Annotated in this window: 11 protein-coding genes; all 11 read left to right on the top strand. The window is 34.7% G+C overall.

What is annotated here, in order from left to right; translation table 11 throughout:
• Positions 1-117: 117 nt before the first annotated feature.
• The 11 genes from KMW28_RS23620 (at position 118) to KMW28_RS23670 (ending at position 24,148) form a co-directional block, all read left to right on the top strand.
• Positions 118-2,271 (top strand): beta-xylosidase, encoded by a 2,154-nt coding sequence (locus tag KMW28_RS23620; protein WP_169661933.1) that lies wholly within the window; start codon positions 118-120, stop codon positions 2,269-2,271.
• Positions 2,272-2,312: 41 nt separating this feature from the next.
• A complete protein-coding gene (locus KMW28_RS23625; RefSeq protein WP_169661932.1) occupies positions 2,313-4,691 on the top strand; it encodes a glycoside hydrolase family 88 protein in 2,379 nt (792 codons plus the stop codon).
• 109 nt (positions 4,692-4,800) lie between these two features.
• Positions 4,801-7,524, top strand: a complete 2,724-nt coding sequence (locus KMW28_RS23630) for an alpha-L-rhamnosidase (RefSeq protein WP_205958098.1) — start codon at positions 4,801-4,803, stop codon at positions 7,522-7,524.
• A gap of 31 nt (positions 7,525-7,555) precedes the next feature.
• Positions 7,556-7,870, top strand: a complete 315-nt coding sequence (gene rhaM, locus KMW28_RS23635) for an L-rhamnose mutarotase (RefSeq protein ID WP_169661931.1) — start codon at positions 7,556-7,558, stop codon at positions 7,868-7,870.
• 7 nt (positions 7,871-7,877) lie between these two features.
• Positions 7,878-9,005 (top strand): lactonase family protein, encoded by a 1,128-nt coding sequence (locus KMW28_RS23640; protein WP_169661930.1) that lies wholly within the window; start codon positions 7,878-7,880, stop codon positions 9,003-9,005.
• Positions 9,006-9,294: 289 nt separating this feature from the next.
• Entirely contained in the window at positions 9,295-10,725 is a 1,431-nt protein-coding gene (locus KMW28_RS23645) for a purine-cytosine permease family protein (protein WP_169661929.1), read from the top strand.
• Positions 10,726-11,025: 300 nt separating this feature from the next.
• On the top strand, positions 11,026-15,111 hold the full coding sequence (locus KMW28_RS23650) for a two-component regulator propeller domain-containing protein (protein ID WP_169661928.1): 4,086 nt from the start codon (positions 11,026-11,028) through the stop codon (positions 15,109-15,111).
• Between the two features lie 819 nt (positions 15,112-15,930).
• Positions 15,931-18,951 (top strand): SusC/RagA family TonB-linked outer membrane protein, encoded by a 3,021-nt coding sequence (locus tag KMW28_RS23655; protein WP_169661927.1) that lies wholly within the window; start codon positions 15,931-15,933, stop codon positions 18,949-18,951.
• A 31-nt stretch (positions 18,952-18,982) separates the two neighbouring features.
• Complete coding sequence (locus tag KMW28_RS23660) at positions 18,983-20,470, top strand: RagB/SusD family nutrient uptake outer membrane protein (RefSeq protein ID WP_169661926.1); 1,488 nt, start codon at positions 18,983-18,985, stop codon at positions 20,468-20,470.
• A 12-nt stretch (positions 20,471-20,482) separates the two neighbouring features.
• Complete coding sequence (locus KMW28_RS23665) at positions 20,483-21,172, top strand: fasciclin domain-containing protein (protein ID WP_169661925.1); 690 nt, start codon at positions 20,483-20,485, stop codon at positions 21,170-21,172.
• Between the two features lie 135 nt (positions 21,173-21,307).
• Entirely contained in the window at positions 21,308-24,148 is a 2,841-nt protein-coding gene (locus tag KMW28_RS23670) for a family 78 glycoside hydrolase catalytic domain (protein ID WP_169661924.1), read from the top strand.
• The last annotated feature ends 29 nt before the right edge of the window (positions 24,149-24,177 follow it).

Genomic DNA, 24,177 nt, shown 5'->3' on the forward strand with positions numbered 1-24,177 from the left:
TTACTTAGCTCTTAACATTGAACAAAAGATGAAATGAAGTCTTAGACAGAGACAAAAACTAATAGATGAAACGTTCGTCAATTATCAAAAATAGATGAACAACGAAAAATTAGAACGATGAAGAAGTTTTATATCATAGCTGTAACATGCATATGTCTAAGTTGCAGTATATCTACTGTAAAACAAACAAAAGTAGATGAACTCGACACGAAAGTAAATAGCTTATTGGAGCAAATGACATTAGAGGAAAAGATTGCAGAACTCACTCAAGACGCTCCTCCCAACAAACGATTAGGTATTCCGATGATGCAATACAGTGAATGTTTGCATGGTTTATGGTTACCGGGTGCTACGGTCTATCCTCAGAGTATTGCCTTAGGTTCTACTTGGGATCCAAAAGCGATTCATGACATGACAACTGCTATTGCAAAGGAAGCTAGAGCTGCAAATTTAACCCATTGTTACTCGCCAAACTTAGACGTTATTTCAGGTGATCCAAGGTATGGTAGAGTGGAAGAATCGTATGGTGAAGATCCTTATTTAGTCTCTCGAATGGGAGTAGCTTTTATTGAAGGTTTACAAGGAAAAGGAGACGAACAGTTTGATGAAAATCATATTCTAGCTACTGCAAAACACTTTGTGGGGTACCCAGAAAATAGAACAGGTATTAATGGTGGATTTAGTGATATTTCTAAAAGAAGATTATATGAAGTTTTCTTACCTCCTTTTGAAGCCGCAGTTAAAGAAGCTGGTGTAGGTTCTATAATGCCAGGACACCAGGATTTGAATGGTGTACCTTGCCATATGAACAATTGGTTGTTAAATGATATACTCAGAAAAGACTGGGGCTTCGATGGTTTCTTAGTTTCTGATAACAACGATGTCTCTCGCTTAAATCACATGCATTTCATCGCAAAAAATAGAACGGAAGCAGCCGTATTGGGTTTAAAGTCAGGTGTTGATATGGACCTTGTGATAGGAAAAGCACCGGAAAATTCGGCTTATATAATGAGCGTTTTAAGCGATACATTAAACAGCAATCCGGATCTTATCAAATATGTTGATCAAAGTGTGGCGAGAATCTTAAAAATGAAATATCGTTTAGGGTTATTCAACCAAGACAGCACAGATGTCGTGAAGCCAATTGTAAGTACCGAAGAAAGTCAGGAATTGGCTCTTGAATTAGCCAAAAAATCGGTAGTGCTATTAAAGAACGAGAACAATCTACTTCCGTTGGATGTAAAAAATATTAAGTCCATTGCAGTAATTGGACCGAATGCACACGAAGAAGTAAAAGAGGGTCAGCGTTACACACTTTTAGGAGGATATGCAGGAATTCCACCTTACTATACTTCTTTATTAGAAGGGATTAAAGATAAAGTGGGATCAGATGTAAAAGTAAACTACGCGGAAGGTTGTAATTTGATGAGTAACTCTAAAATAGGATTCGCTAAGGCAATCAAAGCTGCTCAAAATTCAGACGTAGTGATCTTGGCAGTAGGAGGTTCAACAAAGACTTGTGGAGAAGGAAAAGATCGTTCAAGTATCGATCTTTATGGAGTTCAGAACGAACTGGTAGAAGCGATTTACAAAACAGGAAAACCTGTAGTAGCTGTCCTAATTAACGGCAGACCATTAGCGATAAACTATTTGGCAGAAAATGTACCCTCTATCATAGAAAGCTGGTATTTAGGTATGAGAAGTGGAGATGCTTTAGCTGATGTTATCTTCGGAGATTATAATCCAGGAGGAAAATTAACAGTCACTTTCCCAAGATCTGTAGGTCAATTACCATCTACCTATTTATTGCGCCCTGATTTTGTGGGGACAGGTAAAGGACATTATAAATTTTCTGATAAATCGCCATTGTATCATTTTGGTTACGGGTTAAGCTATACCACTTTCGAATACAGTCAACCTAAACTAGATGATGTAGTTATCAACCCTCAAGGGGCAACCTATGTATCTGTAGATGTAACGAATACTGGAGAGATAGACGGCGAGGAAGTGGTGCAAATGTATGTAAGAGATGATTTTGCATCAGTGGGTAGATACAATAAAATGCTAAAAGGTTTTGAAAGAGTGACGATAAAAGCAGGCGAAACTAAGACAGTTACTTTCAAACTAAACGAAGAAGATCTGTCTATTTATAATCAAGAAATGAAGAAGGTGGTGGAGCCAGGTACTTTTACCATCTATGTGGGTTCATCCAGTAGAGAAAGCGATTTAAAAACAGTGACGTTAGAAGTAAACGATCGCATTGTGATGTAAAGATTGAAATGAAATTTTTTAAAATATTACGAAATACAATTATGAGACTACTAGGTCAAAAAATAGAAACGCATAGTTTATTCTTTACCCTGTTGGCAGGTATGGGAGTATTATTATTAGGGACAGCTCCCACACTTGCTCAACGTCTTCCAAAGGCAGTTGTAAAGGAACAGGGTGTTTCATCTGAGGCATATCAATCTATATCATTTAATGCTTCTTATAATTGGAATACAAGCTCGAGTACAAATGCTATTTTCCATCAAGGAAAATACAATAGAACATATATGACTTGGGTAGACAACTATGGCGATATTCATGTCGGAACTTACGATTATCAAACCAAAGAAATTAGTTCGAGTACTCTATTTGATAACGTGGAAAACATTCCTGTTGAAAGCACATCCATTTTAGTTAAAAAAGACGGAAAATTATTGGTGTTTGCAAGTTTCAAAGGTGAAGAAAAAAGCATTGTAGCACAATCTGTAACATCAGAAAATATTAAAGATTGGGTGATTAAAGATATAGCTCAGAATGATGTGAAAAATATTCAAGCAGTCAACTTAAATGACAATCAAATAGCACTTTGTTGGCAAAATCAAAATAATGATGTTTACTACTCTACAGTAAATGCCAAGGGTGAGGAGTTATTTAATAATAAGATTTTAGTGCAATCAGGTGTGGAAAATTATAAGGTTATTTCTAATGGTTCTACTTCTGTCCACATGGTTATGTCAATCAATAATCATAAGAATGAATCAGGAAATAACCTTTCTTATTTAAAAATTGAAGAGGGAAAAGTCAATACAGATCAGATCGAAGTTGTTCTTCAAGATCAAAATGGTAAAGGACTTTGGGCTTGGGATATAGCAATTTCTACAGAAGGAAATCCGGTGATGGTTTACTCTAATGAGGTAGAAGAAAAGAAATACATTTACGGAAGAGTACAATGGAATGGAAAGAAATGGGACAATCGTTTAGTATCTGATGTTAAAGGCGATTTTGCCTATGGTGAAATATCAGTTACTCTCTTCCAAGTAGGAGGTATTTCTATTGATAAAACATCTACTAATGAATTGTATCTATCGGTAAAAAGAGGAGAACATTTCGAGATTGAAAAATTGAACACGACTAACCAAGGCAAGTCTTGGAGAGTACATCAAATAACAAGTAATTCTACAAAAGATAATGTTCTTCCATTAGCGGTAAATGGAGCTGGTTTACAGGTTCCATCACATGTAGTATGGTTGCAAAATTCAAACGATTACTTTGGTGTTAATCGTTTAGAAGATACCAACGAATGGTTCTTAAAAAGAGCATACACCGCTTTAAAAATTGATGAATTAACTCCAGAAATTACAAATCCTTTAGCTGCAGATCAGATAAAAGCAGTGATGCACGATGTAGCGGATTGGCAGATGGTCACTCCTCGTTATAACAAGGGAATGCTAACGGCTACCAACTGGCACTATGGAGCAATGTATGTTGGTGTTAGAGCCATGTACGAACAGTTTGGAGGCGAAAGATACAAAGACGAATTAGTCAACATTGGTCAGGCTTATAATTGGCAATTGATGAACGATATTTTCCATGCAGACCGATTGGCTGTTGTGGATAACTGGGCTTGGTTGTATAGCTTAGATAATGACCCTTATATGATTGATAAATCACAGTGGGCATTAGACATTCATCTGGCTCAAAATTATAAAAAACTAACTGATGTTCGATTTAAGAAAAGTGCTTACAAACATCATTGGTGGACTTGGTGTGATGCCTTATTTATGGCTCCTCCATCATTCGTTCAAATGTGGAAGGTAACGGGAGAAACAAAGTATTTGGACTATATGAATGAACAATGGTGGAAGACATCAGATTATTTATATTCTCCAGAAGATTCGTTGTTCTTTAGAGATGATCGCTTTTTCGAAAAGAGAAGTGATAATGGAAAGAAGATCTTCTGGTCAAGAGGCAATGGCTGGGTAGCATCCGCTTTAGCAAGAATATTAACTGATTTACCTAAAGATTATCCAACTAGGGACAAATTTGTAAAGCAATATAAAGAAATGGCAGCTATGCTGTTGAAACTTCAAGACGAAGATGGTATGTGGAGAGTGAGCCTTCATGATCCAGAGTATTTGGATTTAGGCGAAACAAGTGGTAGTGCATTCTTCACATACGCTTTGGCTTGGGGGGTAAACAACGGTTTAGTAGATAAAAAATATCAACCAAATGTAGAAAAAGCTTGGATTGCGTTATGTAATAACGTTAACCGAGACGGTCAGTTGGGGTATGTACAGCAAGTGGCTGGAGATCCCTATCCATTTAAAGCTAACGAATCACATGTATATGCTGCAGGTGCATTCTTATTGGCTGGTAAAGAAATTCTATCGATGGAAAATCAAACTACAAAAGTTCCTAACTAACGATAAAGTCGTCGGAGAATTTACTTTTAGATTTTCACGAAGTATGATCCGTTGTGTTATCACTCATAGAAGTATTTTTTTCGGCGATTGGACTTTTAAATTCTATAGGATGAAAACGATAATATTCACTGTATATACTATCTTTTTTTTAATGTGTGCATCGAATTCCTTTTCGAAAGATGTGGAAATCGGTGCATGCTACACCGAATATCGTACCGATCCGGTAGGTATTGATGTGGAACAACCTCGTTTGACGTGGAAAATAAATTCGGAGAAATACAATGTGAAACAAACTGCTTACGAGATAAAAGCAGCAGCATCTTTATCGAATTTAAAAGAGAATAAAAACCTTTTGTGGAACTCTGGAAAAGTAACTTCAGAACGTTCGGTGAATGTGGTCTATAAAGGAGAGCAACTGAACTCTTCGGATAGGGTATATTGGCAAGTTCGTATTTGGGATAATCAAGGTAAAGCGACAGGGTGGAGCGCTCCGTCTTTTTGGGAAATGGGCTTGATAAAAACGTCGGATTGGAAACAAGATTGGATTAGCATGTCAGAGGAAAAATCAGATAATTCCTTGCCTTGCCAATATTATAGAAACGAGTTTAAGGTATCAAAAAAAGTGCAATCCGCTAGAGTATATGTCACATCTTTAGGATTGTATCAACTCTTCATCAATGGAGAAAAAGTGGGGGACGAATTGTTCACTCCTGGTTTTACGAGTTACAAGAAACGCATCCAATATCAGGTATATGATATCACTAAGCAGTTGAAAGAAAATAACGCCATAGGAGGTGTTGTTGGTGATGGTTGGTACAGAGGAAATATCGGCTGGGAAGGAACAAAAGCGTATTATGGAGATCAATTGGGGTTGTTAGCTCAAATTCATATCAAATACTCTGATGGAACGGAGGAGATTTTGGGAACAAATAAAAATTGGAAAACATCCTACGGACCGATCACATCTTCAGATATTTATAATGGTGAACGATACGATGCTAGAAAGGAAATGAAGGGTTGGAGTCAGATCAATTTTGATGATCAAGCATGGAGCAAAGTTGAAGTACTGAATCATTCAAAATCTATTTTAGTGGCATCTAATGGACTTCCTGTAAAAGCTATTCAGGAGATTACTCCTATCCAAAAAATAATAACGCCAAAAGGCGAAATGGTATTTGATTTAGGTCAGAACATTGTGGGTTGGGCTAGAATTAAATTAAAAGGTCAAAGAGGAGATAAAGTGACCCTCAAATTTGCTGAAGTTTTAGACAAAGAAGGAAACTTTTTTACAACGAATTTACGATCTGCAGAAGCAACAGATACTTATATTTTGAAAGGTGATGGAGAGGAAATTTTCGAACCTCATTTCACTTTTCATGGTTTCCGATACATCTCTGTTGAGGGTAATCAAGAAATGAATTTGGAAGATGTTACAGGAGTGGTCATACATTCTGATATGAAATCGACAGGTTCTTTTGAATGTTCAAACCCTTTGATCAATCAGTTACAAAGTAATATCAGATGGTCACAAAAAGATAACTTTTTAGATATTCCAACAGATTGTCCACAACGAGATGAAAGAGTGGGTTGGACTGGGGATACGCAGGTGTTTAGCATGACGGGTGCTTTCAATTTTAACGTGGCTCCTTTCTATACGAAATGGCTGATAGATTTGGCTTTAGACCAGCAAGAGGACGGGGAAGTACCGAATATTATTCCTGATATGTGGAACAATAAATTAGGAGGATCGACGGCGTGGGGAGATGCGGCTGTTATAGTGCCTTGGACGGTCTACAAAGTATATGGAGATCGACGTATTCTTGAAACCCAATACGAGAGTATGAAAAAATGGGTGATGTACATGAAACAAAGAGCCGGAGACGATTATTTGTGGAATGAAAAAAGGAAACATCATTGGGGAGATTGGTTAGCGTATCAATCAAATAATCCTTCTTATGCAGGAGCCGTGACCGAAAAAGATTTTATAGCTACAGCTTACTTCTATCATAGCACTTCAATTTTGAGTAAAGTTGCATCAGTTTTAAATAAAGAAGCCGATCAAAAAGAATTTGAAGAGTTAGCAAAACTGATAAAAGGGGCATTTGTCAACGAATACATTACTCCTAATGGCAGACTAGTATCCAACACACAAACGGCCTATGCTTTGGCCATATCATTTGATTTGATACCAGAAGATCTCAAAGAAGCAGCAGCAAAATATTTTGCTGAGGACATCAAGAAGTTTAAGCATTTAACAACGGGTTTTGTGGGAACGCCTATTTTAAACCCATCACTTTCAAAAATAAATCGAGACGATTTGGCTTTCATGCTACTTAATAGACAGGAATACCCAAGTTGGTTGTATCCGGTCACTCAAGGTACGACAACAATTTGGGAACGTTGGGACACGCAAAAACCGGATGGGACAATTATCGATGGTATGAACAGTTTTAACCATTATGCTTATGGTGCTATTGGAGAATGGTTGTACAGTCATGTTGCCGGAATTCAAATCGATGAAAATCAACCTGGTTACAAACATATTGTATTTTCTCCACATGTAGGGGGAGGTTTGACAAGTAGCAAAGCCGAGTTGGATACTTTCTATGGGAAAGCGGCATCAGAATGGACAATTGTTGAGAATACGATGCAATATCATATTCGTGTACCTGTAAATACTACAGCAACAGTGAACCTTCCGAATGCTTCAGATAAAGAGATTATCATTAAAAATAAAAAAGGCAAAGTAATACGATTAAACGATTTAAGTGATTTAGGATCGGGAGATTATTACTTTGAATATACTTACCAAACGAAAACGAAAAATTTATAATTTCAGATTAACGCTTAACTAATAACAACACATGAAAAAAACACTCGCTTTTAAAATGAAGCTCAAGCCTGGAATGAAGGAAGAGTACACTGAACGACACAACAAAATTTGGCCAGAATTAAAGAATCTTTTAGAGCAATACGGCGTTTGCGAATATTTTATTTATTTGGATGAAGAGACAGATACTTTATTTGCCTTTCAGAAAGTAGTGGGTGACATGAACTCCCAAGAATTGGGGCATTATCAGATTGTAAAAAAGTGGTGGAAATATATGTCGGATATTATGGAAACAAACGAAGATTTATCGCCAATATCTCAACCATTAGAAGAAGTGTTTAATATGTAATCCATTGATGATGAAGATTTATAATACAGTTTTACTCTATTTTTTGATATCAGTAAGTACCATCTTTGGACAACAAAGCAATACTTATTTATTCCTCGGATCTTATACTGATGGTGAAATTGGGAATGGTATTTTAGTTTATCAATTTGATACTTTATCGGGAAAATTAACAGAAGTAGAAAGAGTAGGTGGTTTAGTAAATTCCTCATTCTTAACGCTTTCACCAAATGGAAAATATCTTTATGCTTGTACAGATACTCGATTAAAAACACATGGTTCTGTTACTTCATTTGAGATCGATAGTTTGTCTGGAAAACTTACTTTACTAAATAAACAAACCACCAAAGCAAGAAATCCCGTTCATGTTACCGTAAGTAAGAACAATAAACATGTCATTGTGTCTAATTATACAGATGCAAGTATCAGTTTTTTTGAGTGTAATGAAGATGGAAGCTTACAACCCATTTCTCAATTTTTGGAGTTTGAAGGAAGTAGTAAAATCAAAGGAAGACAAGATGAAGCACACTTACATTCCAGTACATTTAGTCCCGATGGATTGTTTGTATTTTCACCCGATTTAGGGAGTGATAAAATCCGTGTCATGAAATATGAAAATTCATTGATTGAAATCGACAAGTTTACTGTAAATACAGAACAAGGTGCAGGTCCAAGACACTTTGTTTTTCACCCCTATTTAAAGTTGGCTTATTGTATTGACGAGTTAAGTGGGGAAGTTTCACAATATGCTTACAAAGAAGGTGAATTGAAAAATATCAAAAAGTACAAATCGTATAAAAAGAATCATAAAGAGTATGCATCAGCAGATATTCATATTTCTCCTGATGGAAGATTTTTATACGCATCAAATCGAATAGCAGAAAATTCATTATCAATTTTTGAAATTGATCAAGAAAATGGTGAACTGCTCATTAAAGGGCATCAATCTACTTTAGGAAAAATACCAAGAAGTTTTGTGATTGATCCCACTGGAAATTTTTTGATAGTAGCGAACAAAGAATCCAATAATCTTATTGTATTTAGAAGAAATAATATAAATGGACAGTTGTTAAAGGTAAGTGAGGTAAAAGGATTGAATAGTCCATCTAGTTTGAAAATGAGAAAATATAGTAGATAGATAAAAGAAATTTTTGATTTAATATTAGTAGTTAATAGCAAGTGATAATGTGGCTACTTGATCTTTTAAAATAAGATATCAATTTAATAGTTTTGAAATAGGCATAAAACAGTTGTTTTATGCTTATTTTTCTATCACACTTTTTTATTTACCAAACGACTAAAATTTATAATATCATTTTGTGCAAATAATTCCCATATTGTGCATTTATAGTCAATTGTACGTTTATTTTATTTGTATAAGGAGAAGCAACTGATTTTTTAATAAATAACGACAGAATTAGAATAGTATGAGTCAATATGTAATGGATGAAAAAGTCGAGGTGATCAAACAAGGCTTAGAAGATAATAATGGAGGTGAATTTGAAAGAGAACCTGTACCATCATCAAAATTAAAAGGATGGAAAAGTTTTGTCGGTATGTATGCCGGAGAACACGCAGCAGGTACTGAGTTTATGATTGGTCCTCTATTTCTAACAGCAGGGGTAAGTGCCTTCGATTTGATAGTGGGTTTACTATTAGGTAACCTTTTAGCAGTACTTTCTTGGCGATATTTAACTTCAGAAGTGGCTGTGAAAAATAGGTTGACTTTATATTATCAATTAGAAAAAATTGCAGGAAGAAAATTAGTGATTGGCTATAATCTAGCCAATGGAATTTTATTCTGTTTTCTTGCTGGCTCAATGATCACAGTATCTGCAACAGCGGTCGGAATACCATTTAATTTAGAGATGCCAAAACTTACGGATACCATGCCGAACAGTGGAATGTGGGTAGCGATAGTGTTGGTCATCGGTATTGTAATATCATTAATTGCTTCTAAAGGTTATGAAACGGTATCTAAAGCAGCTAATTGGATGTCACCTATTATTGTATTGGCCTTTTTTGTTTCAGGTATCGTAGCATTAAATCAGTTAGGCGTAGATAGTGTGGATAAATTTTGGGCAATTTGGGGAGATGGAGGAGAACCATTTAAAGGACAAACCAAATTTACTTTTTGGCATGTAGTGATCTGGTCTTGGTTTGCAAATGGAGCAATGCACATCGGTATGTCAGACCTTTCTGTTTTCCGCTTTGCAAAGTCAGCTAAAAGTGGTTGGGCTACTGCAGCAGGTATGTATGTTGGGCATTATATGGCATGGATTGCAGCAGCTCTATTGTATGCAGTTTATTTAAAATCTCCCGAAGCCATGGGTTATTTAAATAATGGAGAAGCACCTCCAGTAGCACCAGGTCCATTAGCTTATAATGCTATCGGAGTATTAGGTATTGTTGCAGTAGTATTGGCAGGATGGACAACAGCCAACCCTACGATTTATAGAGCCGGATTAGCTTTCCAAGGCATAATGCCGAAACTATCTACTTTTTGGGTAACAATTATAGCGGGAACAGTAGCAACAATTGCAGGTTTATTCCCAGCTTTTGCAATGAAATTGTTAGGTTTCGTGGCCTTATATGGATTTATACTTTCGCCATTTGGAGCAATCATCGTGTTTGAACACTTTTTTGCTAAGAAGATGGGTATTACAAAAAATTATGCTGAAGTGGCAGGAATAAAATTTAATATGTCAGTGTTTTTAGCATGGCTTATTAGTTTTGGCTTGTTTTACTTTATCTCGGTTCAATTCGATGTTTTCTTATCTTTTGTCACATTACCAGCATGGTTACTTTGCGGAGTATTATACTTAGTGTTTAGTAAGTACACGCAAAAAAGTAATTGATATTTTCAACTAGAAAATAAATAGCAGAATCAGATAGATTGTGTTGAAAACGCACTAAAAAATGACGGTTAAATAAAATAATGTAGTTCAACTAATATGAGATTATTCTAATGCATTTCAACTCATTGCATGATTTATTCTCTGATTTTAACTACATTATTCTAATATTTCTTATCATCATTTTGGGTTATTCACCTTATTTAAATTATATTTAATTAACATTTATTATTTGTGACCAGTAAACTATTCAACTGAATGTTTAATTACCGATTTTTTTATTTATACTGTCTACTAACATTGATGTGCATTACTTTTCATTCTAAAAATGTCTATGGTCAACATCAATTCAACTACTTCAGACACATTTCCACCTCTGAAGGGTTTTCTCTTAACTCTGTGAACGCCATTGATCAAGACGAAATGGGGTTTATTTGGTTTGGTACCCGTAATGGCTTGATGCGATACGATGGAGTCGATTTAAAAGTGATGTTAAGGGAAGAGGAAGACTTAAAATGGCAAGGAGTCAACGATATTTTTGATATTGATATTGACTCTAAAGGAGATATATTGATTGGCTCTAGAAGAGGATTTAAGAAATATTCTCCAAGTGCAGAAGCAATTGAACCTTTGAAGCTAAATAAACCTGACTCTTATTTTACTAGAAGAATTTTTGATGTACTAAATATTGATGAAAATCAATCGCTTTTAGGTACCGAGGCAGGTGTAGATGTGTACCTTGCAAAGGAGAATAAATTGGTATCCAATAAGCATAAAGAAAATAATAAAGAAACATTAAGTTCTAACAAAATAACCACTATTTATCGTGCTCCAGATAGTACTATCTGGGTGGGTACCCACAATGGTCTAAACAAATTAATTAGTAACAAAAATGGAGTATTAAGTTTTAAGAGATATATGGCCTACAGGTCTTCTAATATCTTGGTAAATGCGGTATTAAAAGATAGAAAAGGGAATATTTGGGCGGGAACTTCCAAAGGACTGTTTGTATTGAGAAAGGAAGCAAAAGTGTTTAAACGATTTGATAAAATCACTTCTCAATCTTTGACGAGTAACATTATTCGTTGCTTAACTCTAGATCATCAAGATAGGTTATGGGTAGGAACTTATGATGGATTGAATATTATTGATAAAGAGTTCAATCTAATTGCCAAAGTAAACCACGATCCACAAAACAGTAACGGTCTTACTGGAAATAATATTCGATCTTTATTTACTGATGTAAACGGAGGAATATGGATTGCCACTTATTTTGGAGGCGTTAATTATTGGTCAGATAAACTGATGAGCTTTGAGAAATTTGATGAAAGAAATGGTACTCAATTAGGTTACAATGTAGTGAACTCTATAGTTAACGGAGATAACAATACAATTTATTTTGGTACTGAAGGTGGTGGAATTACAATTTACGATTCTAAAAATCGAACTTTCTCAAAAATCGATGAGCTTTCTTACAGACATCCGATCGGTGGAGTGAAAACTTTATTGAGTGAAGGCAACGGAAAAGTTTGGTTAGGTACGTTTGATAGGGGTTTAGTACATCTAAACTTAAAAACGAAACAACATAAAGAATACAGATACGATATTGATAATCCAACATCAATTTCATCAGATAAATTGATTTCATTACAGAAAGCTGAAGATGGAAACTTATGGGTGGGTACCATTAATGGAGGATTGAATCTATTGGATATCAAAAAGAATACCTTCACGCAATTTAAAGCAAACGATTCCATTCCAAAAATTGCACATAATAATGTCCGTTCATTAATGTTGAGTAGCAAAGGAGATCTATATGTTGGCACAGGTTTAGGTATCTCGATGTTAACAAAAAAGAGCTACCTAAATAGAAAGATGGACTTCCAATTTATTGCAATGGAAGAAGGAGTGAATAAGAATCCTTACATTAATGACATTATAGAAACCAATGATGGAAATATATGGGTAGGTACGCTTAGTTCGGGTTTATACTCAATTATCGGTAATAAATTAACACCCGTTCATCTAAAAAATATTACTTCTGTGTATTCCATTGTTGAGGGAAAAAATGATCACAGGTTATGGATGAGTACAGAGAAAGGTATTGTATCCTATGATTTCAAATCAGGTGAACAAAAAATATTTAACAGTGATAATGGAGTTTCACCTAATGAGTTCAATAGAGGTTCTCGTTTTATTGATACTGATGGAAAAATCTATTTTGGAGGTGCATCTGGCGTAACCTCTTTTCATCCTTCTTTATTAGGAAAACAAAACGAATATGCTCCTGATGTTGTTTTAAGCGGCATCAGCTTGTTTGGTAATGACATAAAAACGGGAGATGAATATGGAATACTAGATCAATCTATTGAATTCACTGATGAAATCACCTTAGATTATGATCAACATATATTTACGATTTCCTTTTCAATGCCTAATTATACATTCCCCGATAACAAGGCATACTCTTATCGTATGTTGGGATTGGATGATGCTTGGATAAAAACAACAAACAATAATGTATCATATGCTATTCAGAAAGGAGGAGACTACATATTTGAAGTAAAAGGATACAACAGTCATGGGGTAGAATCAGATAATGTTACTCGACTAAAAGTACATTTAAAAAGTGCTCCTTGGTTAACAACATGGGCATATATCCTCTATTCAATTGTCCTTATTGGTATTGTTGGATTGATCACTTACTTCTTTAGATCGAGAATTTATTTAGAGCATAAATTAGAAATGGAATCTCAGGAGTTGGTACATCAACAAGAAATCCATCAGCAAAAACTGAGATTCTTTACTAATATTTCACACGAATTCAGGACACCACTTACATTAATTTCTGGACCATTAGAAAAGTTAATATCAGAGTATAAAGGACCAAGTAATGTTTATAAGCAACTGCTTGTGATTAAGCAGAATACAGATCAGTTGTTTAAACTGATTAATGAGTTAATGGACTTTAGAAAACTGGAGAATAACCAAGTTCAGTTGAAGGCAGCCAAAGGGAATATTGTCAAATTCATTCAAGAAATTTATTTGTCATTTTCTCAGCAAGCCAACCTTCGTTCTATTGAGTATACCTTTGATGCAAAAGAGGAAGAAATTGATCTTTATTACGATAGAGACCAATTAGAAAAAGTAATGTATAATCTTATTTCTAATGCATTTAAGTACACTCAACCTAAAGGATCAATTTCAATTCATGTAGGTGTAGAAGACGAGATGTTGACTATTGGAATTAAGGATAGTGGCATTGGTATTCCATCAAAACACCTTGATAAAATATTTGATAGATTCTACATGGCCTCACATGATGGAAGTAGATTAAAGAAGAAAAATGGATCTGGAATCGGCTTAGCTATTGTAAAAGATGTAATTGATTTACATAAAGGAGAAGTTAGGGTGGAAAGTGAGAAAGGAAAAGGAAGTCACTTTATCATTCAATTACACTTAGGTAGAGAACACCTAGCTGATGATGAAATAATTGAAGACTTTAAAGACAGTGAGGACATTTCTCAATACCATGAGTCAGAAGATTACTTGGAAGAGGTCAAAAATGCGTCCATCGATTTAATTGATGAAGAAGTAGAATCTGAAGAAAATAATGCTACTGTTTTGGTGGTAGAAGACAATCCTGATATCAGTAAATTTATACACAACATTTTAAGTACTTATTATAAAGTTCACATCGCGGAAAATGGAGCGGTAGGCTTCCAACAGGCATTATCATTACAACCCGATTTAATTATTAGTGATGTAATGATGCCAGTAATGGACGGTATTGAAATGTGTTCTAAGATAAAATCTGATGATAGAACAAGCCATATTCCGGTAATGCTGTTAACGGCAAGAACCTCATTGATCTATAAAATAAATGCATTAGAATCAGGAGCAGAAGATTACTTAAGTAAACCTTTTGAAGTGAAAGAATTGATTCTAAAATGTAAAAATATGATCAATACGCAACAGTCACTTCGAAAGAAATATGCTGATAATGGGGCCACAGTAGAAGTGGAAGAAAAGGTAAACTCTGTGGATGAGGTGTTGATGAATAATGCCTTTAAGATTATCAAAGACAATGTGGATAATCAGTTCTTGAATATCAACTTCCTTTGTGAGGAGTTGGGAATAAGTAGATCACTGTTATTTACGAAGTTTAAGGCTTGGACCAATCAAACGCCAAATGAATATATTCTCAATATCAGAATGAAAAAAGCTGGAACTTTAATTGAGCAAGGGAAAGTGAATATTTCAGAAGTTGGGTATAAAGTTGGGTTTAAGAGTGCCAACTATTTTTCTAAATCATTTAAGAAACACTTTAACATGAGTCCAAAAGAATACCAAGCAAAATTTAAAGAGAGTTTAGGTATCGAAGACTAGTAAATTTATATATAAAGTTATAAGAAAGGGCTATTGCATTTAACATGTGATAGCCCTTTCTATTTCTTTTTTGAATAGTCTATTTATCGAATTCTCAATCATTATTTTACTGGTCATCATTAATAGTTTTCAACTGTTTTAATGAATGTAAATAAGATTATTCTTATCTTGTTAATTACAATGAATTTTTTGATTTAGGATATATATACATTGGGGTATATATCAATTATTTAAACAGATTTGACTACAACATAAGAAATAAAATGATTTAGTTTTCGTACCCTTTAAAAAGTGTCGATTTGACAATAAAATAGTCTAAATAGATAGTCAAATACTACTTATAGGACAATTTTACTTCTTTTAGAGATTATTTTACAATAGATTTTTTCGTACTTCAAATCGTCAAAAGGACTTATTTTTTCAATTCGTGGACACACCAGATGAACCTTTAGATTTTAATAAGATAATCAATGGAAGTCCCAATTACCGGTAACAAAAAATAAGGAAGTGAATAAGAACTTTTATTGCTCACTTTTTAATGTATTTAAAACAGTATGAAATGGAACATCAAAACTACAACAGCATTGTTATAACACTTCGTTGTTAGGCATTCTTTTGAATCGCCGAGTCATACGCTTATGGAAGCATCATGAGTGAGTATGCTAACTAATTATTTTATATACAATCTTCAATTTAGACGATCTAAAAAATCTCAAAATTCAGAGATTAGTTTACCGAACTAATACAAAATGTATAACTATGAAGGATAAAATTTTACGAAGACTTCTGTTATTGTCTGCTCTACTAATGTTATGCAATATGAAATTGCTAGCACAAGACAAATTAACTGTTTCTGGTATTGTAACATCAAGTGATGATGGTATCCCGATGCCAGGGGTGAATGTAGTTATTCAAGGAACAGATATTGGAACAATTACTACAATAGATGGTAAGTATAAATTAAATGTTTCTCCAAACGATGTAATTACTTTCTCATTTATTGGTTATGTAACTGAATCAGTAAATGTAGGAGGAAGAACAAAAATCGATTTTACCATCAAACCAGACTTGGAACAACTCGATGAAGTGGTCGTTATTGGTTATGGTGAGCAAAATCGTAGAGATGTAACAGGTGGTATTGTATCTGTAAAGTCTGACGAATTAACTCAGGCGACGCCTTCTTCTGCTTTAGAAGGTATGCAGGGTAGATTATCTGGTGTATCGATTACATCGAATGGTGGTCCTGGTGCAGGTTCTGAAATCTCTATTAGAGGTACATCAACTTTAAACAGTGGTACTGGTCCATTATATGTTGTAGATGGACAACAAATGGAAGACATCAATAACTTAAACCCAGAAGATATTGAATCTATCGAGGTATTAAAAGATGGAGCTTCTGCAGCAATCTATGGTTCGAAATCGGCTAACGGTGTAATAATTATTACTACAAAATCTGGTAAAGCAGGTAAGACTAAAATTAATGCAAGCTTTGTACAAGGTTGGAACACTTTAGCCTCGAAAATACCTGTTTCTAACACTAGACAAGCCAAGATTTATGCAGACGCTAGAAAAGGTAATGATAAAGATGCAACTCCACTAGATTCTTTATCTACTATCTATAATCAAGATTTTGATTATCAAGATATGATCACGAGAGTTTCTCAAAGACAACAATTTGGATTGTCTTTAAGTGGAGGAACAGAAGCAGCTAATTTCTATTGGAATACAGGTTACATTGGTCAAGATGGTGTTGTAAATAATTCAGATTATTTAAGATATAATACTACATTAAATGTAAACTTTAAGGCAACAAGTTGGTTAAAGGCAGGTACAAGAATCATGGGATCTTATTCTGAGCAAAACGGTTTAAATACAGGTGCTGTATTTGGTCAGATTTCAACTCACTTCCCTTACTTGCCAGTACAAGATGCAGATGGAACATTTATTCCTCAAACATCAAGTCAACAAAATATTCTTGCGGAAACATTATTTACAGAGAGAAGAAGAAGAAAATATAGAGGACAAGCTTTCGGTTTTGCTGAATTTCAAATCTTACCTTCTTTAAAGTTTAAATCAACTATTGGTATTGATGTTCACTTTAAGCGTAACAACGATTTTAACCCTACTATTGTACAACCAATGGGTCGTGATGCTTCAGGTAGTCAAACAACAGAACATGATTTTAGTATACAACAAGAAAACTATTTAAGTTGGAAGAAGAAGTTCAAGGATCATAATATATCAGCAATGGTAGGTATGCAAACGCAAACTTGGACGGATGAGTATGCAAGATTCGAATCGAACTCATTCAATAACGATATCAACAGAACGTTCAACAACGTAGCAGAATTAACTGCTGGTAATTCAAGAACAGAGACAGAAAAACACTCAATTGTATCTCAATATGGTCGTTTTACTTACGACTTTAAAGGGAAGTATTTAGTGGCTGCAACTATTAGAAGAGATGGATCTTCTAGATTCGGTGAAAACAACAAATATGGTATTTTCCCAGGGGCATCTGTAGGTTGGAGAATTAGTGATGAATTCTTTATGAAGCCATTAAAACCAGTACTTTCAGATATGAAATTCCGTGCAGGTGTATCTCAAAATGGTAACGAAAGAATCCCGAACTTCGAAAGTAGAACATTATACCAACCAGGTTATTTCTACGATGGTGTAAATGGTATTGGTGTAAGTCAGTTGGGTAACCCAGATCTAGTTTGGGAAACGACACAACAAGCTTATGTTGGGGTAGACTTAGGTTTATTCGAAGACAAAATCAATATTAATGTAGATTACTATGAGAAGTTAACATCAGACCTTCTTTATAGTGTTCCATTACCGCAAGAAACAGGTTTTTCTAGTGTAAGAAGTAATATTGGTGAGATTAAAAACAGCGGTCTAGAGTTTAACATTAGTGCGAATATTATCAACAAAGAAAACTTCCAATGGTATTCTAGTTTCAATATCGCCACAAACGTAAACGAGATTGTTAAACTTGCTGAGAAAGACGGTAGAATTATTCAAGGTGAATACATTATTGAAGAAGGTGGATCGATTGGTGATATTTATGGTTATACTGCCTTGGGCGTCTTCCCTTATGATGAGTCGAATGCATTTGATAACGATGGTAATCAATTAACGCCAATATTTGATGATGAAGGTAATTTCACTAGATATGAATTGAATGGTAGAGAGTATTCAGGAGAAATTAATCAGTTGAAAGTTCAAAACCGTGTATTAGAAGGTGGTGATGTTCATTGGCAAGACCACGATGGTGACTTTAACATTGATGCAGATAATGACCGTTCAGTAATTGGTAATGGTTTACCTGAATTATTTGGTGGTTTATACAACGAGTTCTCTTACAAGGGAATTAAGCTTTCTGTCTTATTCGACTTCAATTTCGGTAACGATATTTATAAGAAATACGATGAGACAAGAAACCAACGTTTAGTCACAACAGTAGTTCCTGGACCAGAAAGAATCGATGGTGCTTGGTATGAACAAGGTGATGTAGCAAGATATCCAACTTTATATTCTAAGTCGGCTTCTAAAAACAACTTAGGACCTAACACATTCTGGATTAGCAAAGCAGACTTTATTAAACTTCGTTCAGTACGTATCGATTATTCATTACCAAAAACATTAATGGATAAAGTAAGCTTTATGTCGAATGTATCTTTCTATGTATCAGGTCTTAATTTACTTACGTGGACCAACTTTGATGGATATAACCCAGAACTTGGATCAAATGGTAACGCACTTAAACCTGGTCTAGATAACCTAAGATATCCACTTTCAAGAGAATATTTAGCAGGTATTCAAGTTCAATTTTAATGATTAAAAATTTTTTAAAGACATATATATAATGAAAGGATTTAGAAATATTCGTTGGGCGATTTCATTATTGGTCCCAATGTATCTACTGACTGGATGTGATCATCTTCTAAGTGTGGAACCTGATAGTCAAATTGGTGTAAATCAGTTTTGGAAAACAGAAAATGATGCTAGATCAGGTGTTGCCGCAATATATGATGCTGCTCAAGATGCTTATGGATACAAATACTTTATTTGGGGTGAATTAAGGTCTGATAACTTTGGTGCACATCCAAATGCAGAAAAAGTAGAAGCGATACAATTAACAGGGAATGATCTTACCGACCAAAACGAAAATTATGGTGGTTGGGGCGAAATGTATAATATGATCTTAAAGGCAAATTTAGCTATTGAGAATATCCCGAATATTACAGGTGATATAAATAGTCAATTAGGTCAGGCATATGCATTGAGATCTTTTGCTTATTTCGACTTGGTAAGAGCCTACGGTGATGTACCTTTATATACATCAATTCCTTCTGGTCTTGATGATGACATTTTCCGTGAAAAAACATCTGCTGATGTAATCATGAATGAGATTGTTATTCCAGATATGTTAAAGGCGGAAGAATTACTTACTACTCCAAAAGATCGTTTTACATTTTCGAAATCAAGTATTTACTGCTTACAAGCAGAGGTGTATATGCACATTGGAGAACATGGTAAAGCGAAAGAAGTTTTAGATAAATTAGTAGCAATGGGCGAATTTTCTTTAGTAAATACTGCAGAAGAGTTCCACGCGCTATTTAGAAATGAGCCAGAAAGAGCAGGTCTTTCTTCTAATCAAATGGAAACAGGTCCTGAGTTAATTTTCTCTATTGTGTATAACTTGGAGCAAGATCTTAAGCAAAGTGATGTATACAAAATCTTCTGGCCTGGTGTACCAGCATATGCAGTTTCTAAATCTCTAGAAGAAAAATGGAATGCCACTTTTCCAACAGATTCTATTGAATGGGTAACGAAATATCCTGATTTCACTCCATCGGCAGTAGATGATAACGGTAGAACAATTTATGGTGACTATTTCCGTTACGTTCAAATGATTGAGGGTGATAAAGAAATCGGTGAAAAGAGATACGGAAAGTACAATCTTGTGAACTATCCAGCAGCAGACGATGATACCGATATTGTAGTTTATAGATATGCAGGTATGTTATTATTACTAGCAGAGGCAGAAGTACAATTAGGTAATTATCAAGTAGCTGTAGATTTAGTAAACCGTATTCGTTCGAATAGAGATTTACCACAAATATCCATCTTAGATTATCCAACAAAAAACGATTTATTAAACGCAGTTTTGGATGAACGTCAATTCGAATTAATTGGTGAGGGTAAGAGATGGCACGACTTAAGAAGAACGAACAAAGTAGTGGAAGTGATGAACCCTATCAACGGACAAGAAGCGGATAGATTATTATTCCCAATTTGGTTCCAACATATGGTGGACAATCCGAACATTACACAAAATTCTGGCTACTAAAATTTGAATGAAATGAAAGGAATAATCAAAAAAATATCGAATATATTCTTGCTTATTGGTTTAGTTGCAGTATCGGTAAGTTGTGATTTACAATTACAAAAAGAGTGGAAATACGTTCCAGAACCTGCAGGTAATAAGCCAACAGGTATGACAGCTATGGAATGGATTACTATGATAAATGCTGACACTACCTACAATGATGCTAATGGAGATCCGGAGTTTAAGTATTTATTGGAAGCAATTAACCATACTGGATTATCTGAGCTATATAGTGATGAAAGCAATAATAGAACGTTCTTTATATTAAGAAACTCTGCATTTGTTGGGAGTAATCAATTGATATCGGATATGACCGGTTCACCATCAACTCCAATAGCAGAAATAGAAGTAGAACGTTTAACAAAGGCATTGAAATACCATATTGTGTCTGAGGAGTTAAGTCAAGAAACAATCCCGAAGAATGACTTTTTCTTCTACTATCAAACACTTGTAGAGGGTGAAGAAGGTGAGATTGAAATTCATAAAAGGCTTTTCAATCAGCAAATGAGAATCAATACTAAGATTGATAGAGTGGGATCGGGAGATACCCCTACAAATATGCCAAGTACATCAAAAGGTAGAGGTGTAGATTTACACAACTATATTTTTAATAATGGTATAGGACATCAAATAAACGGTTACGTTAGGTATACTGCATTCTAAGTCAAATGAACGGATAATTTATGATAAATAGCTAGTTTCTACTATAATTCGAAAGAGGCTATTTCAATATTGCGAAAAGGCAGACATTATTGTCTGCCTTTTTTTAAAATTATCGATAACTAAAACTTTAGATTAATGAACAACCATTACTTCATATTTATTGCCCTATTTTTCTTTGGGTGTAGCCCAAAAATCAAAGAACAAAATCAGATAATTACCTTTAAAGAAATAAAGTGTAATGAGTTAAATAATCCTTTGGGTTTAGATGTAGCACAACCCACTTTTTCCTGGGAAGTAGAGGCTTTGGGCGAAAATAAAAGTCAATCTGCTTATCAAATAATCGTAGCAAGCTCACCCGAAAACCTTAATATTGATGATGCTGATGTATGGAATGAAGGGAAGAAAATGACAGATCGATCGAGTTATATCAAATACGATGGAGTACCATTGCAAGCTTTTCAAAAATATTGGTGGAAGGTGAAAATTTGGGATGAAAAAGGAAAAGCTTCAGAATGGTCGCCTATCGGAACTTTCGAGATGGGGTTAATGAATCAAGAAGATTGGGGAGAGTCGAAATGGCTTTCTGTGGTGGATAATAGAACATCAGAATATCAACCAAGAGCGTATAAAACGGGTAAAATGAAATCGCCAATAATGGTGAAAAGTCAGGCAGCAGGTTATTTCAGAAAAGTAATTGATACTGAAAAAGAGATCAAAAGTGCTAGAGCATATGTGTGTGGCTTAGGGTATTATGAATTGTATATCAATGGAGATAAAATAGGTGATCATGTATTAGATCCTGCTCCTTCAAATTATGATCAGCAAGCATATTATGTTTCTTATGATATTACCAAGAATTTAAAAGAAGGACAAAATACCTTAGGGACGATTGTCGGGAATGGTTTCTATGGTCAGAATATTTCATGGAAAAGAGACCCAGAATCAGAAAGAGATTTATCGTATGGTAAACCTTGTTTTCGTTTACTTATTGATGTTAAGTATAATAACAACACTCAAAGTTCTTTTTACTCCGATGAAAGTTGGAAAGCCACAACAGGTCCCATTGTATTTGATAATATCTATGGAGGAGAAACGTATGATGCCAGATTCGAATTAACCAATTGGAATACAATTCAGTATAATGATGAAGAATGGTCTTCAGTAAATATTGAGCAACCGAAGATTAAGAAAATAAATGCGCAATTGATGCCTCCAATTAGATCTTTAAAAGATTTAGCGGCACAAAGAATTTTTAAAGCACCCGATGGAAATTGGATCGTAGACTTTGGGCAAAATGTAGCTGGATGGGTCAACATCAAATTATCTGAGGATAAAGGAAAACGAATTGATATTGTTCTTACAGAAGCATTAACTCAAGATGGAAAAGATATTTATTTAGGAAGTACCGGCGGAGGAGCAAATGGTTTAAAGCAGCATTTGATTTACATTTCAAATGGCGAAAAAAATCAGCAATGGTCACCAAAATTCACCTACCACGGTTTTCGCTATGCAAAAATAAGTGGATTAAAAAATAAGCCTTCATTAAATTCTATCAAGGCTGAATTAGTTGCGACAGATATAAAGGAAAAAGGAAGTTTTTCATGTTCAGATTCTTTACTGAACAAGATGCATGAAATTAGTAAATGGACAATCGTTGATAATATTCACGGTATTCCAGAAGACTGTCCGCATAGAGAAAAATGTGGTTGGTTAGGCGATGCACACGCTTTTTGTGAGTATGCACTCTACAATTATGAGATGGATTATTTCTATAAAAAGTACATGATCGATATCCGAACGCAAAGAAAGAAAACAAAAGGTCACCACAAAGAAAAAGAGTATTTAGTACCTACTATGATTGCTCCAGGGAAACGTACATCGACTATTGCAAAATTAGATTGGGGTATTGCAGGCATCTATTTACCATGGTATAATTATCTTTATTATGGGGATTCGGCCATCGTAATAGAATACTATGAGGACATGAAAGAGCTCACCAATTATTACCTCTCATTTAAAAATGATATAGGCATAATTGATAATGGAATGGGAGATTGGTGTCCTCCACTTTGGGATAGAAAAAGAAATCCGACTGCAATGGAATGCGATCCAGTAATATCAGCCAATGCTTATTTTTATGATATCCTGCATATTATGCAAAAGATGGCCATTCTAGTAGATGATAAACAATATGCCACTTTGATGGCCAATGAATATCAACAATTAGGCGAAGCTTTTAACCTTGAATACTTAAAGGAAAACGATAAATATCTTTGGTACGGAAGTCAGACTGCCACGGTAATGGCCCTACAATTTGATATGGTGCCCAAAGAAAAAATCAAAGCTGTAATCGATGGTTTAGAACACAATATTGTTGTCGAAAAATCCGGACATCATTCTACAGGCATTCATGGTAACCGATACATTTATTCTGTTTTAAGTAAGCATGGTAAATCAGATTTAGCTTATGATATTCTAACTGTTCCTACTTTCCCAAGTCAAACCTATGTGATGAATTACGGTTTTACTACTTGGCCAGAAAGACAATTCGAATGGGAAAAAATGCCTGGTTTATCTAATTCATTAAACCACCCTATGCATAGCGGATTTTCTGCCTATTTCTTCGAATCGATTGGTGGATTGAAACCAACTTTTGAACAAGCAGGTTACAAAGAGTTTATTGTAGATCCTACTTTTCCAACTTCAATAACACATGCGGACGTGACCGTTTCAACCCGTTATGGAAAGGTGGAAAACAAATGGGAAATGAAGGGAGGTATTTTAACTATGGACTTGAAAATTCCTTTTAATACAAAAGCTAAAATTGTACTTTCTGAAGAAGAGAAACAAAGCTTATTGATTTATAAACAAGATGGCTCTCAGGTAAAGAATCTCACCTTAGACTATAACAATTTGATATTGGGTTCAGGTCAGTATTTGATAAAATATAAAAAGCAAACAGACACCCTTCTTTAATTTTTTTTTGGGGAGATTTCATAAAATCT

It is taken from the genome of Flammeovirga yaeyamensis (assembly GCF_018736045.1).
Classification (GTDB): domain Bacteria; phylum Bacteroidota; class Bacteroidia; order Cytophagales; family Flammeovirgaceae; genus Flammeovirga; species Flammeovirga yaeyamensis.

Coding starts and splice junctions, on each gene's coding strand:
- KMW28_RS23620 (WP_169661933.1), top strand. CDS start 118: ATGAAGAAGTTTTATATCATAGCTGTAACATGCATATGTCTAAGTTGC.
- KMW28_RS23625 (WP_169661932.1), top strand. CDS start 2,313: ATGAGACTACTAGGTCAAAAAATAGAAACGCATAGTTTATTCTTTACC.
- KMW28_RS23630 (WP_205958098.1), top strand. CDS start 4,801: ATGAAAACGATAATATTCACTGTATATACTATCTTTTTTTTAATGTGT.
- rhaM (WP_169661931.1), top strand. CDS start 7,556: ATGAAAAAAACACTCGCTTTTAAAATGAAGCTCAAGCCTGGAATGAAG.
- KMW28_RS23640 (WP_169661930.1), top strand. CDS start 7,878: ATGATGAAGATTTATAATACAGTTTTACTCTATTTTTTGATATCAGTA.
- KMW28_RS23645 (WP_169661929.1), top strand. CDS start 9,295: ATGAGTCAATATGTAATGGATGAAAAAGTCGAGGTGATCAAACAAGGC.
- KMW28_RS23650 (WP_169661928.1), top strand. CDS start 11,026: ATGTGCATTACTTTTCATTCTAAAAATGTCTATGGTCAACATCAATTC.
- KMW28_RS23655 (WP_169661927.1), top strand. CDS start 15,931: ATGAAATTGCTAGCACAAGACAAATTAACTGTTTCTGGTATTGTAACA.
- KMW28_RS23660 (WP_169661926.1), top strand. CDS start 18,983: ATGAAAGGATTTAGAAATATTCGTTGGGCGATTTCATTATTGGTCCCA.
- KMW28_RS23665 (WP_169661925.1), top strand. CDS start 20,483: ATGAAAGGAATAATCAAAAAAATATCGAATATATTCTTGCTTATTGGT.
- KMW28_RS23670 (WP_169661924.1), top strand. CDS start 21,308: ATGAACAACCATTACTTCATATTTATTGCCCTATTTTTCTTTGGGTGT.